Consider the following 16,720-nt stretch of genomic DNA (forward strand, 5'->3'; position numbering starts at 1 on the left):
GTGCGTGCCGGGTGTCACGGATTTGAATCCCATGGCCAGCCCGGCATCAACCTAGACCCCCCCATGAGCCCGCACCCCGTCCTTTACGCTTCCGTCATTGCCGCCGCTCTGGCAACGCTCAGCGCCTGTGCCACCTATGACGACAGCGCCATGCATCCGGCCTGCCAGGACTCGCCCCTGCTGAAGGACCTGCCCCGCGAGGTCGCCGCCCGCGAGAGCCGTTGCAACAAGGGCCTGGAGGTGTGGTCGAGCGAGCGCAAGGGCAGCGACAGGCCGCTGGACCTGAGCGGAAAGAAAAAGGAACCCTGAAGAAGAGGCACTGCCGGTTGCCGCGCCCGCGTTGTCGCGCCGTTCTTGATCAGGCCCATGCATCCGGCTGACTGCTCCATCACGGCAGACGCGCGAGGATCGGGTTTCCCCACCCTGTCGAGATTCAGATGCCGGACACCGCCCACCCTGTCATTCGCGCGTTCGAGGCCGTGTTCGATCTGTCAGGCAGCGTGCAGCGCATCACCGCGCTCACCGTCACCTGCCGGCACTGCTCGTCGACGAGTTCGGCCAACGAAGACAATCTGGTGCACCTGCCCGGCGGGGCACTGTTCCGTTGCGACGGGTGCGGCTGCCACCAACCGGTCAGCCACGCCCCGCTGTCGGATTGGCAACCGGCATCGTTGCTGGGCATCTGAGGGCCAGTGCATGGGCATGACGGCGCACCAGCGGGAAATCCTTGAAGCAATCGCCGCCGCGCAGCCGGTGCGCGGCGATGCGGCGACATGGGCGGTCAACGCGGGATTGGCGGTACAGGCGGAAGATGGAGATATCGATCTCAGCGACGCCGGCCGCGACGCCCTGGCCGCGCGGGCCGGACGCAAGGACTAGACGCGCCGATCAGGCCGCCTTCGCGCCCTCCGCGCGGCGCAGTCCGCGGGCGTAGTGAGCAGCGCGCGGCGCCGCGATAGCGGCAACCTGCTGGACACAGGCGCAACGCTGCCCCATCGACCGCAAAGTGGCGATGCCCTTCATGCCGGCGGTGTGCAGGGCGCCATGACACGCGCTCGGCTATGCTGCGCCACCTTCCTGCGCCATCGGCGGCCATGCATCCTTTTCCCCTGCCTGTCTCTGCACCCGATCAGCTCGCCTACCGACTGCTGCAGGACAGCGACTGGGCCCGCTCGGCCATTGCTGCCAGCGCCCCCGCCGAGCTTCGCACGTTGCTGGCGATGATCCTGGATTCGCCCGAACCCCTGTGGCTCGCCTGGGGCAAGGAAGACAAGGCCTTCTTCTTCAATGATGCCTACCTGCCGATGCTGGGGGAAAAGCTGCACGGCGCGATGGGCAATCGCCTGGAGGATGTCTGGGCCGACGTATGGCCGGACGTGGTGCAGGCGGTCAACGATGCCTTTGCCGGCACCAGCCGCAGCTTCAAGAACCTGCCCCTGATGATGGATCGCGACGGCACGCTGCGCGAAACGTTCTGGACGTTCTCCTATTCACCGCTGCGCGTCGGCTGCGGCAGTGTGGCGGGCATCCTGTGCGTGGTCAGCGAGCAGACCGAACGGGTGATCGAGCGCGACCTGCACAGCCGCCAGGTCGCGGCGATCACCGAGCAGGCGCGGGAGGCCCACCTGGAACTGGTCCGCGCCCGCGAGCAGCTGCGGCAATCGCAGAAGCTGGAAGCGATCGGCCAGCTCACCGGCGGGGTGGCCCACGACTTCAACAACCTGCTGCAGGTCATCACCGGTTCGGTGGACATGCTCCTGCATACGTGGCCGGCAGACGACTCCCGGCGCCGGTACATCCAGGCCATTGCAACAGCGTCGGACCGCGCCACCAAGCTGACCGCGCAGCTGCTGGCCTTCTCGCGTCGCCAGAGCCTGTCGCCGGAGGTCTTCGATCTCTGCGAGAGCGTGCACGCGCTCTCGGACATCATCACCACGGTTCTGGGCGCGCGCATCCAGGTGTCGTTGACGTTGCCCGGTACGCCGCTGCCGGTGCTGCTGGACCGCACCCAGCTGGACACCGCATTGATCAACATCGCGGTCAATGCCCGCGATGCGATCGAGGGACACGGCCGGGTGACCATCGAAGTGGAACAGGTCACCGCGGTGCCCTCGGTGCGCTTCGCCGCGCCGATGAAGGGTGACTTTGCTGCGATCAGCGTGACCGATACCGGAACGGGCATCGACCCTGACGTGGTCGACCGTATTTTCGAGCCCTTCTTCACCACCAAGAGCGTCGGCGCCGGGACCGGGCTCGGGCTCAGCCAGGTGTTCGGCTTCGTCAAGCAGTCAGAAGGCGAAGTGGACGTGCAGAGCCAGGCCGGCGCCGGGACCCGCTTCACGCTGTACCTGCCGTTGGCGCAGGCACGAAAAACGACGGAACGGCCGGCGGCGCAGCCGGGCCTCCAGCATGGTCATGGCGTCTGCGTGCTGGTGGTGGAAGACAACGTCGACGTGGCCGAATTTGCGGTCGGCGCCCTGCGCGAGCTCGAGTACAGCGTGGTCCTTGCGCGCAATGCGGACGAGGCCCTGGCCGAGCTGGAACGGGATGCCTCGCGCTTCCATGTGGTGTTCAGCGACGTCGTGATGCCGGGCATGAACGGCCTGGATCTGGCCCGTACCATCCGCGACCGCCTGCCAGAGCTCCCAGTGATCCTCACCAGCGGCTACAGCGAGTTGCTGGCGCGGGATCCTGGCCATGGCTTCACCCTGCTACGCAAGCCTTACTCATTGAAGCAGCTGGCCTCGGTGATGACCGAGGCCGCGCGCCGCGCGCCGGCTGTGGTGGCCTCGCCCTAGCCGGTCGCTCGCCGCGGCGGACCGAACCAGCGTTCCAGCGAGGACGCCAGCCCCGACGCATCGCCGCCGGCATCGCAGGCCCAGGCAACGATACCGTCGGGGCGGACCAGCACGGCGCCCAGTCCCAGCGTGTCGCGCGCCGTGGACATCACGCAGGTGACCGACCGCTGCCAGCGCTCACTGATCGGGCCGAGCGAATCGCCGGTATCGAGCCCCAGCAGCACGCCCTGCCCTGCACGCAGCAGCTCTCCCATGCGGCGGCCATCGGCCAGATGGACGTCAGGCACGCTTCGGCCAACCCACGGGTGCCCGCCGTCGAACACCGGTGGCTGCGCCATGCCCCACAACCGCTCGGCGAGATAGGTGGCACCGTCGCCGGTCGCGGCCAGGTCGGCGATGACCGTCGCCAGCGCGCGCGACCCGGGGCCTGGCCGCATCAACGCCACCTGCGCACGCGACCAGTCGAGCACCCGGGCGCCGATCGGATGGCGCTCAGCCTGATAGCTGTCCAACAGCCCCTCCGCCACGTCGCCTCGCAGCACGGCCGCCAGCTTCCACCCCAGGTTCATCGCATCGCCGATGCCAAGGTTCAGCCCCTGCCCGCCCAACGGCGAATGCATGTGCGCCGCATCACCGGCCAACAGCACGCGGCCGCTGCGATAGGCCGTGGCCTGGCGCGCGGCATCGGTCCATGTGGTGGCCAGATGCACCGCGGTGATCGTTGCCTGGCGACCGGACACCCGCCGTACCAGCGCCTGGGCGGCGTGCAGGTCCAATGGCAGGCGGTGGCCTGCGCCACCGTCGAAATCGGCCAGGGCCAGCATGCCCGGCGGGTTGAAATTGCACATGCCATGTTCGGTGAACTGACGCCCCGGGGTGAGCACCGACGGGTCCTCCAGTTCGACCTGCAGCGTGTGCCCGGTGAACTCCGGCGCCGTCCCTGCGAACACGAACCCCGATTGCTTGCGTACCGTGCTGCGGGCGCCGTCGCAACCGACCAGCCATCGCCCCCGCATCAGCCCGCGAGCGGTCTGCACCTCCATCTGTGCTTCGCGTGCGTGCACCGCCTGCACCGTGCAGCCCCGCTCGATCTGCACACCCAGTGACGCTGCGCGCTCGGCCAGCACCGCCTCCAGCGACTGCAGCTCCACCGCCATCTGGGTGGGTACCGGGGTCGGCAGGCGATCACGCCAGCGCCCGCTGTCCACGTCATCCAGGGCGAAAGGAATGCCGGCGAAGTGGCCTCCCAACGGCCGCGGTTGCGCCAGCCAATGGGCGGTGCCGGGCGGCGGTGCGCCCTTGTCCGGCTTCAGCACCTGGCGGGCCGCGACCGCGTCCAGTAGGCCGCGCCGATCCAGCGCTTCCAGCGTGGGCGCGTTCAAGCCGCGCAGGCCAAAGGGCAGGCGCTTCAGGGCTGAATCGGGCGACTCGGCCTGCTCCAGCAGCAGGACCGAACAGCCGGCCTGGGCCAGCTCGCAGGACAGGAACAGGCCGACCGGGCCGGCCCCGGCGATGACGACGTCGTACAACATGGGAATTCCCTGTGAGCGCCGGACCGGCGCTCTGGTGTCGCCAATGTTACACTCGGTGTACGTTTACACAAGTCAACCGCCATGACCCCGCCCCAAGGCCGTCGCGAGCAACGCAAGGCACAGACCCGACAGGCAATTTCCGATGTTGCCACCGAACTGATCATCCGGCGTGGCTTCGAGGCGGTGTCGATGTCCGAGATCGCCGAGGCCGCCGGAGTCTCGCGCAAGACGGTCTTCAACTATTTCGCCAGCAAGGAGGACCTGGTATTCGACCGCGACGAGGAGGCGCGCGCGTTGCTGCGCGAGGGCATGACGGCGCGCCGCGGCATGGCCCCGCTGGCCGCCTTCCAGGCGCTGGTGCGGGAGCTGCTCGACAGCGGCCATCCCCTGTTGCGGATCAATCCCGGTGCAGCGACCTTCTGGGCCACGGTGGCCGGCAGCCCGGCCTTGGTGGCACATGCACGACGGCTGCAGGCGCAGCTGGCCGACGACCTCGCGCAGTTGATGGCCAGCGCCGTCGGGCGGCCGGCGGATGACGCCGAGGCACGCCTGGGCGCAGCCATGCTGCTGGCGTCGATGGTGGCCGCCTATCAGAGTGGACTGGCCAGCCAGCAGAGGGGCGAGGATCCGCGCCAAGCGATGCTGCAGCTGATCGTGCGCAGTGGCACCGGCGTGCTGGTGGCCCTGGCCGGCACCCCCTATACCGACCCGGGCCTGCGTCCATAGCGCACTTGGGGGATAGGCCCCGAAGCGTTGCAAATGCTAATCTTTCTCATTTGCAGCCCGCCCCGACCCCCTCATGCCGCTTCCAACCCCGCTCAAGCACGCCCTCTGCCTGGCGCTGCCCCTTTCCCTGGCTACACCTGCACTGGCCTCCGAGGCCTCCGCTGATGCACCGAAGGATCTGGGCAAAGTGGAAGTTCGCGGCCGCGCACAGACCCTGTACCGCGCCGACGATGCCGCTGTCGGCACCCGCACCGATACTCCGCTGGAGCAGGTACCGCAGTCGATCCAGGTCGTGCCGCGTGAGCTGATCGACGACCAGGCTGCGCGCCAGGTCACCGACCTCTACCGCAGCATCAGCGGGATCAGCTTCTTCAGCTATGCCGGCGTCACCCTGCGCGGGTTCCGCCAGGAAAACGTGCTCTACGACGGCCTGCGCGGTGATCCCTATGCAGGCTTCTCGGTGCCGCAACTGTTCAACATCGAACGCGTGGAAGTGCTGAAGGGCCCGGCCGGTGCGCTGTACGGCGGTGGTGATGCGGGCGGTGTCATCAACTACGTGACGCGCAAGCCCAAGGCCACCGCCGAACGCCGCATCGAACTGCAGGCAGGCGACGAGGACTTCCGCGCCGGATCGATCGAAGGCACCGGCCCCTTGAATGCCAGCGGCAGCATCCGCTATCGCGCCGGCCTGTATGCCGACACCGAGCAGGGCGTGCGCTGGAACGCCGACAGCGAAAGCGTGATCGGCGATGCATCACTGGCCTTCGACGTTGGCCAGACCGGCGAGCTGGTGCTGCAGTTCACCGACATCACCCAGAACCTGGGCGGCAACCGGCTGCGCGGTGTGCCAGTGAACGATGCCGGCAGCTTCCTGACCGACCGGCGATGGAACCACAACGAGGCCAGTGATTTCCTCGACATGCGCGCCAGGGTCGCACTGGCGCAGTATCGCTTCGCACCGCTCGATACGCTGGACGTGGACATTGCTGCGCGCTGGTTCAGCAACAACGAGCACCAGATGTACCACGAACCGATGGGCCTGATCGATCGTGACCGCGACGGCGTAGCCGAATGGATGACGCGCCAGCTGCGCAACCAGATCCGCGACAACGAGGCCTTCACCGCCAGCGGCAATGCCGTCTGGCGGATCAACACCGGCCGTATCGAACACAAGGTGCTGTTCGGCGCCGACGTGTACCAGCTCGACGCCGACTTCACCGCGCAGACCGCCAACAGTGCCGACCTGGCACGCGGCGCCGGCCCGGTGCGCGGCATCGATCTGTTCAACCCGGTCTATGGCGCGAGCACCTGGCACGACTACAACCTGGCCGCCCTGCCATGGCGCAGCACCGCCACCCGCAGCAAGCGCTACGGCGGCTACCTGCAGGATGAGCTGGCCCTGGGCACGCGCTGGCACGTGCTGGCCGGACTGCGCTGGGATGGTTTCAAGGATGAAGACCGCATGGGTGGCAGCAGCGTGGATGGCAACGCGCTCAGCTGGCGCCTGGGCAGCACCTTTACCGCCCGGGACGGCGTGAACCTGTACGCCAACGTCGCCAGCGGCTTCGTGCCGCAGAGTGCCGCCAACCAGAACCCAGCGGCCGGCGGACCGTTCGACGCCGAGCGCAGCAGGCAGTGGGAAGTCGGGCTGAAGTCCCTGCTGGCAGACCGCGTCACCTTGAACATGGCGGCCTACCGCATCGACCGCAGCAACATCGTGCAGGCCACCGGTGAAGTACGGGACGGCGTGAACCAGCTGGCCGCGCTGGGCCTGGTACGCAGCACGGGCATGGAACTGGACCTGCTGGCCGACGTGACCGAGCGCTGGGTGGTGAATCTGACCTACGCCTACAACGACGCACGGGTGAAGGATGCCGGACCGAACGGCATCACCAATGCCTCCGGCGACCGCTTCGCGAATGCGCCACGCAACAAGCTCGGCCTGTGGACACGCTACGACCTGCCTTCGATCAACTCGGCCATCGGCTTCGGCGCCGACCATGTGGGCGAGCGTGTCAGCCTGGATGGGCAGACGGTGAAGGCATACACGGTGTTCGACATCAGCTGGAAGACCACGTGGAGGCAGTGGCAGTTCCAGGCCAACGTCAAGAACCTGTTCGACAAGGTGTACGCAGCCAGTGGCTTCATCGAACGCAACGGGCACTTCCCGGGCGAGCCGCGGCGGGTGTATGTGCAGGCGGCCTACCGCTTCTGAGAAGGCCTTCCAGCAGAGCCGGGCGCCCGCGCGGCTCTGCTGCGTAACCTCAGCCCATCCGCATCGCAGGGTTGTCACGCGCGTGGACGTCGTTGTCCTGCTGGCGCTGCATGGTCGCCTGCTGTCGCTCCAGGCTGGCGGCCTCGATCTGCCGCAGCGAGTGTTCGACCGGCGTCTGCACTGCCGTGTCCGTAGGCATGACCGCTCGCAGATGCGCGGGATCGCTCATCTCGCCCTGCACCACGAACACGTTGCGGCCGGCCGGATGTTCGGCGGTCTGCGTGCTCAGCAGCACATGGTCGGCACGTTCAAGCTGGTTGCGACGGGCCAATGCCATCACGCTCGCCACCAAGCGCTCGCTGTTCTCATCGTGGGTACGCCCGGCGCGGGCATCGATCGCGGCCACGCCTTCGCGCACCTGCTGCATCAGTGCGTAGTCGCGGTGGCCCGGACCAATGTCGGCCAGGCGGGTCGGTGCCTGCGAGGGATCCGGCACGTCGTCCACGGCTGCGGTCAGCGGGCTGCGGGTGATGGTCCGGTACGGGTCGTCCGGGTGGAACTGGGTGCGTTTTTCCTGGCGCTCCAGACGAACCTCGCGCGCGTCGTTGAGCTCGGCGATGCGGGCCGGATCGGTGATCTCACGCATCGACATGTGGCCACCACCCGCGCTGACACTGGCCCACTTCCTGTCCGCTTCGAAGTACATCGCGTAGTAGCTGCTGCCACCGATGACGTTCGGATCGACTGCTGAGCGCCCTTCCAGTGCCTGGATGGCTTCCAGCACGCTCAACCGGGTCAGGTACTGCCCGCCCTTCGCCCATCCCATCTGGCTGATGGCATCGACGCTGGTGTTGCCTACGCGCGGGCCTCCGGCGTAGTCGTTGTTGAGCATGTTGGTCCAGATCTGTTCCAGCTTCTCGGGGCCGCTCTTCTGCTCAGCCGCCTGCAGCAACACGCGCGGCGTCCAGCAGTTGGGATCGAGTTCATGCCGTTCAAATGCACGGTCGTGAGCCAGCATCACGTCCTTGCCGGGGAGATTCAGTGCAAATTCGGGACGCCCCTGCTCCATCCAGAACAGGCGTCGCTCCAGGTCCTGGCGCAAAAGCGTCTGCCCAAACATCTCCCATTGGCGCTCGCTCAGCTGCGCGTCGGGAAGGCCGGAGCCCTTGCCTTCCTGATTCCGGGCATATTCTTGTGCGTAGCTGTTCGCAACGCGTCCTGGCAAGCTGTCGTTGCGAACGACGCCCAGCGCAAGCGTGCCATAGCCATCCGCATCTGGCAGCTGCGACAGATAGTTCCAGTACAACTCGCGGTTTCCGGCCTTGGCATAGCTGGCCAGAATCTTGAGATTTTCTTGCGTCAATCCGCCCATCGCCTGCTCCTCAATGCACTCACTCCCGGACTCGGGAGCGCGCGAGAATATCCCGCACCGCATCTTCCATCCGCTTCCAGTCCGCCAGGAAGGCCCGCTTGTAGTTCAGCGAGATGGAAAGCTTGTTCTCCACATCCGAGAAATAGTGGAAGCACCCCGCAGCGGCTTGCCCTTGCTCACTGATGACCTGATCGCCCTGCAGGCGAACGCCATCCCCCCGAAACGCCGTGCTTTCGCATTTGATGAATGTGGTCAGACTGCCGTTTGGAGCGCGCGCGATGTACCAATCATCTTCATAGGCAGGATTACGCGTGGGCGGTTTTCCATAGCGTGCCTCGTATTCCTTCGAGAAAACCCCCATCCTCGTTTCATCGATGGCGTAAGGCGTCAGTCCCATGACGGCGGGCCGCGCAATACGCAGATCGAGCCGATCCCGAGGATCCCCTCGCTCTACCGATCCTTCCTCGGTGGATGCCTGGTTGGAGGACAATCGCTCTAATGATGTTTCGATTGGCGCACGATCGATGTAGTCGATCGCCACAGCAATCTCCTTCCGGAAATCATTCGTACGCGGATTGGCCCGCGCACCCGGCGGTGTCGGCGTCATGTCCGGCCACTCGATGACCAGCGTCACGCCCTCGCCCGGCCACGGTGCGATCTGGCTGTCCAGGTAGTTGGCCGGAATGCGGAAAGTGTTCGGCCCGAGCTTCACGTCTACGGGCGCATCGGTATAGGTGTGGCCGTTGATCGTGCGGCCGGTCTGTGGGGCGCCGGACATGGCGGGATTCCTTTCGTGTTCGGTGGACGGCGGCCGCGCACACGCGCCGGCACTCACCGCGACGGCAAGTGCAAGCGTCAGGCAACGGCCGTGGGACATCACGTGCATGGGCATTCCATTGCAGGGTTCCAGCGCCACTATAGGGAACCGGGCGTCAACGGAACAGGAACCGCATCGCAGCCCTTCATGGAACCAGGCAGCGCTCCACCTGCAGTGACAGCACCTGGCAGGCGTTGAACAGGCCCTCGACCACGGCTGCGGAGGGACAGCAGGCGGGATCGTCGCTCTCCCGCGCCACATGCGCAGCGTGCAGCACCGCAGTCAACGCCGTAATGCCCGAAATGCTGCGGGTCGCCAGGGCCATGTCGAAGGCGCGGCCAGGGCTCAAGTGCATTTCACTCCAGGCCTCGCCATCAGCGCGCAGGTTCCTGCCGTGGCCTGCCAGGTGTGCAAAGAAAGCCGATGGCGTGACGAACTCGGCGGACTCGCGGAGCGCGTCCTCCAGCGTTTCGGCCAACGCAGCGGGAAGATCGCGCACGGCGGCGCCCAGCAGCGCATGCAGGCGGGGATGGTCGGGAAGACGTTCGGGCATGACGGCAACCTCACGATGTGGCCACCTGCAGATGCAAGGTGGCGGACGGTGCGGGTTGGCGTGCCGGATACGAGATACGAAAGCCGGCGGATCGCTAGATCCCCACGCACCGTCCACCATGAACTGGCAGGCGGTGCATTGTCGGAGATGCAGGTTCGCTTGCAAGCCCGACGCCGCGTATCTCGTAAGTTCAGGACGCCAATCCCGGCCGCGGCGAATGCCGTGGCGCGGCCATGGTTACCGCCCTGAACCGACGGTGGAAAGCAGGAAAATCCTGATCGATCACGTTGCTACGTTGGTTGCGTCAGTGGATGTCGAGTTGTCCATTGACTGGCGTTCTTCGCCAAACGATGACTCCGGTCGACGCGCACTTGCCGGACGCCCTGGCCAGCCGTAAGCGACACGCGCGCTCCCGGTGCCAAAGACCCGCCGGTAGCGGTGAGCATTCGCGAAACCCACATGCGGCAAGCGCAACGCCGCGCAGCCTTCAGCTATCGCCTTGGGTGCTCTGATAGCCGCGGTAGGTCTCGCCCCACTCGCGCATCGCCAGCAGCACCGGCGCCAGCGTGCGGCCAAACTCGGACAGCTCGTATTCCACTTTCGGCGGCACTTCCGGGTACACGTGGCGGATCACCACGCCATCGGCTTCCAGTTCACGCAGCTGGCTGGTGAGCATGGACTGGGTGGCATTGGGCACCCGCCGCGTCAGTTCCATGAAACGCCGCTTCCCGGTCATCAGGTGAAAAAGAATGATCGGCTTCCACACGCCGCCGATCACCGACAGCGTGACTTCCACCGCGCAACCGCTCTTGCCGTCCCACCGTTTGCTACGCATGCATACTCCGGAAAACCATAGTACCTACGGAAAATCGTCGTTCTTGTTGCGATAGAAGCGCGAGCCTAGCATGGCCCCATCCCATGAATGTGAGGCCATCCATGACGTTCAAAGCACTGCTCACCCGCAAGACGAACAACCAGCTCTCGACCGAGCTGGTCGATTTCGACGAGGCCGACCTGATGGACGGCGACGTCCTGGTACAGGTCGAGTACTCCACGCTCAACTACAAGGATGCGCTTGCCCTCACCGGCAAGAGTCCGGTCATCCGGACGTTCCCGCTCATTCCCGGCATCGATCTGGCAGGCGTGGTGCTGGAATCCAGCAGGGCCGACTTCAAGCCAGGCGACCGCGTCGTGCTCAATGGCTGGGACCTGAGCATGGGCCACCACGGCGGCCTGGCCCAGCGCGCCCGGGTGCGCGGCGAATGGCTCAACCGGATTCCCGACAACCTGAGCACCCGCGATGCAATGGCCATCGGCACCGCTGGCTACACCGCGATGCTGTGCGTGCTGGCCCTGGAACATGCCGGGGTGACGCCTGCACAGGGCGATGTGCTGGTCACCGGTGCCAACGGTGGCGTCGGCTCGATCGCGGTGGCGATCCTGTCGAAGCTGGGTTACCGCGTGGTGGCCGCCACCGGGCGGCCGGAGCATGCCGAGTATCTGCACAACCTGGGTGCGGCCGAGATCATCGATCGTGCGCAGCTTTCGGAGCCGCGCGAGCGGCCGGTGAGTGCCGAGCGATGGGCCGGCGTGGTGGATGTGGCCGGCGGCCCAACGCTGGTCAATGCCATCGCCGAAACGAAGTACCGGGGTGCCGTGGCCGCCTGTGGCCTGGCCCAGAGCGATGCACTGCACGGCTCGGTGCTGCCCTTCATCCTGCGCAATGTGACCCTTGCGGGCGTGGATTCGGTGAATGCCCCACAAGAGGTTCGCCAGCGCGCCTGGGATCGGCTCGCAACCGACCTGGACCCGCAGAAGCTGGAAAGCACCGTGCAGCAGATCGGCCTCGCCGAGGTGCTGGATGTCTATGAGCAGATCATCCCCGGCAAGGTGCGCGGCCGCATTGTCGTGGATGTGAACGCCTGACGCCTGCCGCGCCGGCGGGGGTGCAATGCCATCGCTGGCGCGCGTGCGCGAGTGACCGGAGACCCAGCGCGCCATGCCAAGCCGCCTTATCATGGGGCGGCAAGGGCACTTTACGCCCGGTGACGTACGCAGGGCAGTATCTGGATGTCTATGGAATGGCGCCCCTCGGGCTGGGGCCAGCGTGTGACCCGCTCGCCGGACTGGCAGTTGCGGCTGGATGGCGAACAGCTCGCGCTTTTGATCGACGGCAGGCACTACCACCTGCATGTGGCGAACGAACACAGCGTGCGGGTCGTTCGCGGCGTGCTCTGGTCCCGGGTCGAACTGACGACCGAGCGCGGTGAAGCACTGTCCGTGGATGGGCTGCCCAACAGCCAGGGCTCCCGGCTTGCGGCTGCCGTGCAGCATGTGCTTTTCGCGCGCTCCAGGAGGGGGCGCAAGGCACTGTTTGAGCGCGTTCTGGCGCAGATCCAGGCGTGGCTGGCCGAGGCAGACACGCTTACCGACCGAGGCACCACCGGACGCCGCTGGATCACCCACGAACAGCAGCAGGCGTTGCTGGCCGACCGCCCCACCCTGCCCCTGCCGCCCGCCGAGCTGGAGCAGCTGTTCCTCGACGAGGAGGTGCACGACGACCTGCACGCGCCCGGCCACCGCATGGCGCTCGACGCGCTGCACGACTGGCAGCTGGATTGGCCCGCCCTGTGGGCGGACGCGAATGAGGCAATGGCGACCCGCGAACTGGGGCTGGCCAAGCCCTTCCTGGACCGGGTCGAGAGCAGGCCACTGACCGAGGAACAGGCCCGCGCCGTCATCTGCTTCGACAACCGGGTGCAGGTCGTGGCCGCAGCCGGCTCTGGCAAGACCTCTACGATGGTCGCCAAGGCCGCCTATGCCATCGATCGCGGCTTCGTGGAGCCCGAACGGATCGTGATGCTCGCTTTCAACAAGGACGCCGCGAACGAACTGGAGGAGCGCGCGCGACGATGCTTCGATCGGCTCGGCATGGGCGACATCGTGGTCGAGGCGCGGACCTTCCACGCCCTCGGTCTGGCCATCATCGCCAAAGCCACGGGACGCAAGCCTGATATCCCGGAATGGGCGATCGACGCGACGCTGGGCTTCAACAAGCTGGCTGAACTGGTGGACGACCTGAAGGACCGCTCGACCCACTTCCGCACCCAGTGGGACATGTTCCGCCTGGTGTTCGGACGCGATCTGCCGCCGTTGGGTGCCGACATGATGGCCGATGGCTACGACCGCGATGGTGCGCCCTACATGCGTACCCTGCAGGGCGAGCGGGTGAAGAGCCTGGAAGAGTGCGTCATCGCCGACTGGCTGTTCTACAACGGCGTGGCGTATGACTACGAGCGCCGCTACGAGTTCGATACCGCGACAGACACCCACCGCCAGTATCGTCCGGACTTCTACTACCCGGACGCCCGGCTGTATCACGAGCACTTCGCGCTGGATGCCGATGGCCAGCCGCCGCCGCACTTTGCCGATTACAGCGAAGGGATGCACTGGAAGCACCAGCAGCATATGGCGCGCGGCACTGCCCTGGTCGAGACGACCTCGTTTGGCCTGCGCAGTGGACATGCGCTGCAGGATCTTGCGGAGCGGCTGGGTGCGTCTGGTGTCGAACTCGACCCGAACCCGGACCGCGAGCTGCCTGACCAGGACGCCAAGCCGATGCCGGATGCAGACCTGATTGGCCTGATGCGCACCTTCATTGCGCATGCCAAGAGCAACTGCCTGACGCTGGATGACATGGCCGCACGCCTGCGGCAGATGCCTGAGGATCAGTTCAAGGAACGCTACCGGCGTTTCCTGGAGATCGCCGGTCCGGTTTTCCAGGCCTGGGACGATGCACTGGCTGACGAGCGCAGCCTCGATTTCGAAGACATGCTCAACATGGCCGCCGGGCTGCTGGAACAGGGCCACTATGAATCATCCTACGATCTGGTGATGGCCGACGAATTCCAGGATGCCTCGCGCGCCCGTGCGCGCCTCTGCCGTGCGCTGGTCAGCCAACCGGGCCGCCATCTGTTTGCGGTGGGCGATGACTGGCAGTCGATCAATCGCTTCGCTGGTGCCGACGTTTCGGTGATGACCGGATTCCGCGAGTGGATGGGGCATGGCCAGGTGCTGAAACTGGAGCAGACGTTCCGCTGCCCGCAGGCACTGTGCGATGTTTCCAGCCGCTTCATCAGCCGCAACCCTGCGCAGATCGGCAAGAAGGTCCGTTCTGCTGCGCCGGCAATGGGTCTGGTGCTGCAGGCGTTCCAGGTGAACCGGCGTGAGGAGGTGCAGGATGGCGTTCGCCAGTACCTTGCGACGCTGCACCAGCAACTGCTGTCAGGTGCAGTGCCGCAGGGCCGCAACGGGCGCGTGACTGTATTCGTTCTGGGGCGGTATCGCGCGGACCGCAGCGCGATGCCTTTGGATTGGAAGACCGCCTTCGGCAGCACGATGGACGTCGAGTTCCTGACTGTCCATCGATCGAAGGGGCGCGAGGCGGACTACGTGATCCTGCTGGGAATGATCAACCGCAGCTTCCCGAGCCTGCGTGCGGATGACCCGGTGCTTTCGCTGGCAATGCCGGACGGGGATACCTATCCACTGAGCGAAGAACGGCGATTGTTCTATGTCGCGCTGACGCGGGCGCGACGGTCGGTTGCGATGTTCACCCTGCAGGGCAGGCACTCGCCGTTCCTGGATGAGCTGGTGAAGGACGGAGCAGTGGAAGTGACCGCGATTTCAGGCGCGGCCATCCACGAAGAGCGCTGCCCGGTGTGCAAGGTGGGCGTGTTCGTGGACCGCAATGGGCCGCACGGGGCCTTCCGGTCGTGCTCGAGTTATCCGTTGTGCCATAACAAGCCGAAGGGTGGGCGGCGTGGGTGAGGCTGCAGGTTTCCTCGCCGCCCAGTAATTCACGCCCTGAGTGGATCGGGGCGTTGGTCAGCGTAAGGAGACCACGATGCGTTCAGTCGTTCTGGCAGTTGTGGTGTTTTGGAAGACGCCTCCAGAGGTCGTTCTCGAGCATCCGCGCTTCTAGCGTCCAGATCTGATGTAACGCTCGAAGTACGCTTGGAATTGGCGCGACTTAGCTGGGTCAAGCTCGTTGGCAATCGTGCCAGCGATCGCCTCGGCCTCAACCATGCGCGTGCTGCCGCCAAGCTCTCGAGCAGCTTCAAGAAGTGCTCTTTGCCTCACACTCAGATTACCGAAGGGGTCGAAATAGGAATCGACACGCTGGTTGTCACTTACGCCTGTCCAGCTGAAACGCGCATCTCCAGCAGCCGTTGCGATCGTTCTGTATCGCTCGACGGCTTGCTCTGAGGTTATGCGTTTACGGAGCAGATCCAGCCTGGTGCGATACAGATCAACCTCGGCGCTTGGCGTGCTCTGCGCCAGCGCTGCTACCGCTTCATCAACAAACGCATAGTTGATATTCCCGGTGCCGGCCTGAACGCCCAGTAGATTGAAGCTGGCGATTGCATACCGGTACGCATCGCGATTCGCCGCAGCCCGTTGGGCATCGCTCGGTCTACCGATGGCAGTGGGCTGTACCAGAAGAATGCTGTCGTCATCAGAAAGAACGGCTTCTATATCACGCTTGTGGAACTCGCCGACAACTACAACGATGGTGCCACCAGGCCGCGCCTTCGCAGCTGCGGCCACTCTCTTCGCCTGCAAGTAGGTTCGATAGAGGTATAAGCGACGTGGCAGGTCATCTTTTGCTCGCTTTGAGGGGGTCACAGCCCACTGGGTAACCTTGGCAAGGTTAACCTCGGTATCCGCGTGGAAAATATCTCTGTTCAGCTGTGCCGGGCGTGGGAATGACAGGAAGCCCTGAAAACCCTGATCAGGGCGCACCTGCGGAATTGCTTCCAGATCGGTGCCAAAGCCAAGCTTGGCGTCTTCTGACGGAGGCGCCCAGTCTATTGGGCACAGATCCACGCCCCTGGCGCGGGCGAAGGGCACGATCACATCCTGAACTTCATAGGTGAATTCGTAGTAGTCGTTCCGAGCAAAGGCCTCCGGAGACCGCTCGATACAGATCGCGTCGGGTTGCGCACGATCCAAGAAGGCCGCCAGCATTGCCGGACTGTCATTGGATGAAACCAATTGAGCTGCATGGTCGACGCCCAATATTATCACTCGTGACGGATCGGGCTTTTCAGTACCACTGCCAGCAATGGCTTGCAGTGGAAAACAAAGAAGAACAGTGCGCAGCACCCATGCATTCATTCAATAGATCCAATGGCGAAAGCGCTTTCACGCTACGAAACGCCAACAGGCAGTGCCCGTGCCATTGGTTGTAGTCAGTCGGATCGCCCAACTCGAACCACCGCATGCAGACCCAAGCGTCGCAAGCGCGGCCGACATTCCGGGAGACAGCCGGCAGCCCTCGTTCTTCGGCCAGGCGAACGGGTCATTCGAACGCGCCAGCCAGAGAAATTTCTTCGATCTACGAGCGATTGAAACGCGCGGCGCCCGCTTGTGCACCCAACACGGCAAGATCAGGGCCAGCCGCTTTCCGCGCTCCATTCGCATTGGTCGCGGGCACTGTGAATGCAATCCGAGCTGCAAGGCTGGATTCGGCAGCAGATTGCGCAGAAACGAAAAAGCTCCTATCCCCAGGAGCTTTTTGAAATTGGCGGAGAGAGTGGGATTCGAACCCACGGAAGGTTTAACCCTTCGCCGGTTTTCAAGACCGGTGCCTTAAACCGCTCGGCCATCTCTCCAATCGGGTCCCGGTCGCCCGGGCAGCGGCG

The 16,720-nt window shown here is 65.2% G+C and carries 14 protein-coding genes and 1 tRNA gene; 8 read left to right on the forward strand and 7 right to left on the reverse strand.

What is annotated here, in order from left to right; genetic code table 11:
- Nucleotides 1-63 precede the first annotated feature (63 nt).
- From NSQ78_RS13785 to NSQ78_RS13800, 4 genes are all read left to right on the forward strand, one after another.
- Nucleotides 64-309 (forward strand): hypothetical protein, encoded by a 246-nt coding sequence (locus tag NSQ78_RS13785; RefSeq protein ID WP_064238796.1) that lies wholly within the window; start codon nucleotides 64-66, stop codon nucleotides 307-309.
- Nucleotides 310-437: 128 nt separating this feature from the next.
- Nucleotides 438-686: a hypothetical protein gene (locus tag NSQ78_RS13790; RefSeq protein WP_064238797.1), complete on the forward strand. Its 249-nt coding sequence runs from the start codon at nucleotides 438-440 to the stop codon at nucleotides 684-686.
- A gap of 16 nt (nucleotides 687-702) precedes the next feature.
- A complete protein-coding gene (locus NSQ78_RS13795; RefSeq protein ID WP_223224835.1) occupies nucleotides 703-879 on the forward strand; it encodes a hypothetical protein in 177 nt (58 codons plus the stop codon).
- A 215-nt stretch (nucleotides 880-1,094) separates the two neighbouring features.
- A complete protein-coding gene (locus tag NSQ78_RS13800; protein WP_049471415.1) occupies nucleotides 1,095-2,798 on the forward strand; it encodes a PAS domain-containing sensor histidine kinase in 1,704 nt (567 codons plus the stop codon).
- Here the strand turns inward: NSQ78_RS13800 and NSQ78_RS13805 are convergent.
- Complete coding sequence (locus NSQ78_RS13805) at nucleotides 2,795-4,330, reverse strand: FAD-dependent monooxygenase (RefSeq protein ID WP_064238799.1); 1,536 nt, start codon at nucleotides 4,328-4,330, stop codon at nucleotides 2,795-2,797. The two genes, NSQ78_RS13800 and NSQ78_RS13805, sit on opposite strands and share 4 nt — an antisense overlap.
- An 81-nt stretch (nucleotides 4,331-4,411) precedes the next feature.
- Here NSQ78_RS13805 and NSQ78_RS13810 point away from each other — a divergent pair, with 81 nt between their 5' ends.
- Both NSQ78_RS13810 and NSQ78_RS13815 read left to right on the forward strand, forming a co-directional pair.
- Nucleotides 4,412-5,056, forward strand: a complete 645-nt coding sequence (locus tag NSQ78_RS13810) for a TetR/AcrR family transcriptional regulator (RefSeq protein ID WP_064238800.1) — start codon at nucleotides 4,412-4,414, stop codon at nucleotides 5,054-5,056.
- A 73-nt stretch (nucleotides 5,057-5,129) separates the two neighbouring features.
- On the forward strand, nucleotides 5,130-7,271 hold the full coding sequence (locus NSQ78_RS13815) for a TonB-dependent receptor (protein WP_064238801.1): 2,142 nt from the start codon (nucleotides 5,130-5,132) through the stop codon (nucleotides 7,269-7,271).
- 49 nt (nucleotides 7,272-7,320) lie between these two features.
- Here NSQ78_RS13815 and NSQ78_RS13820 read toward each other — a convergent pair whose 3' ends face one another.
- The 4 genes from NSQ78_RS13820 to NSQ78_RS13835 form a co-directional block, all read right to left on the reverse strand.
- A complete protein-coding gene (locus tag NSQ78_RS13820; RefSeq protein ID WP_064238802.1) occupies nucleotides 7,321-8,643 on the reverse strand; it encodes an XVIPCD domain-containing protein in 1,323 nt (440 codons plus the stop codon).
- A gap of 19 nt (nucleotides 8,644-8,662) precedes the next feature.
- Nucleotides 8,663-9,529 carry a hypothetical protein gene (locus NSQ78_RS13825; protein ID WP_064238803.1) on the reverse strand — a complete coding sequence of 289 codons (867 nt, stop codon included), beginning with the start codon at nucleotides 9,527-9,529 and terminating at the stop codon, nucleotides 8,663-8,665.
- A 76-nt stretch (nucleotides 9,530-9,605) separates the two neighbouring features.
- Nucleotides 9,606-10,013: a hypothetical protein gene (locus tag NSQ78_RS13830; protein WP_049471386.1), complete on the reverse strand. Its 408-nt coding sequence runs from the start codon at nucleotides 10,011-10,013 to the stop codon at nucleotides 9,606-9,608.
- A gap of 487 nt (nucleotides 10,014-10,500) precedes the next feature.
- Nucleotides 10,501-10,848, reverse strand: coding sequence for a helix-turn-helix domain-containing protein (locus tag NSQ78_RS13835; RefSeq protein WP_049471387.1), 348 nt, complete (start codon nucleotides 10,846-10,848; stop codon nucleotides 10,501-10,503).
- Nucleotides 10,849-10,949: 101 nt separating this feature from the next.
- Here NSQ78_RS13835 and NSQ78_RS13840 point away from each other — a divergent pair, with 101 nt between their 5' ends.
- Both NSQ78_RS13840 and NSQ78_RS13845 read left to right on the forward strand, forming a co-directional pair.
- Nucleotides 10,950-11,939: an MDR family oxidoreductase gene (locus NSQ78_RS13840; RefSeq protein WP_064238804.1), complete on the forward strand. Its 990-nt coding sequence runs from the start codon at nucleotides 10,950-10,952 to the stop codon at nucleotides 11,937-11,939.
- A 150-nt stretch (nucleotides 11,940-12,089) separates the two neighbouring features.
- Nucleotides 12,090-14,843, forward strand: coding sequence for a UvrD-helicase domain-containing protein (locus tag NSQ78_RS13845; protein WP_064238805.1), 2,754 nt, complete (start codon nucleotides 12,090-12,092; stop codon nucleotides 14,841-14,843).
- 150 nt (nucleotides 14,844-14,993) lie between these two features.
- Here NSQ78_RS13845 and NSQ78_RS13850 read toward each other — a convergent pair whose 3' ends face one another.
- Nucleotides 14,994-16,193 (reverse strand): hypothetical protein, encoded by a 1,200-nt coding sequence (locus NSQ78_RS13850; RefSeq protein WP_064238806.1) that lies wholly within the window; start codon nucleotides 16,191-16,193, stop codon nucleotides 14,994-14,996.
- Between the two features lie 407 nt (nucleotides 16,194-16,600).
- Nucleotides 16,601-16,690 (reverse strand) — tRNA-Ser (locus NSQ78_RS13855).
- Between the last annotated feature and the right edge of the window lie 30 nt (nucleotides 16,691-16,720).

The organism is Stenotrophomonas sp. FSL W7-1447, assembly GCF_037966425.1.
Taxonomy (GTDB): domain Bacteria; phylum Pseudomonadota; class Gammaproteobacteria; order Xanthomonadales; family Xanthomonadaceae; genus Stenotrophomonas; species Stenotrophomonas pavanii.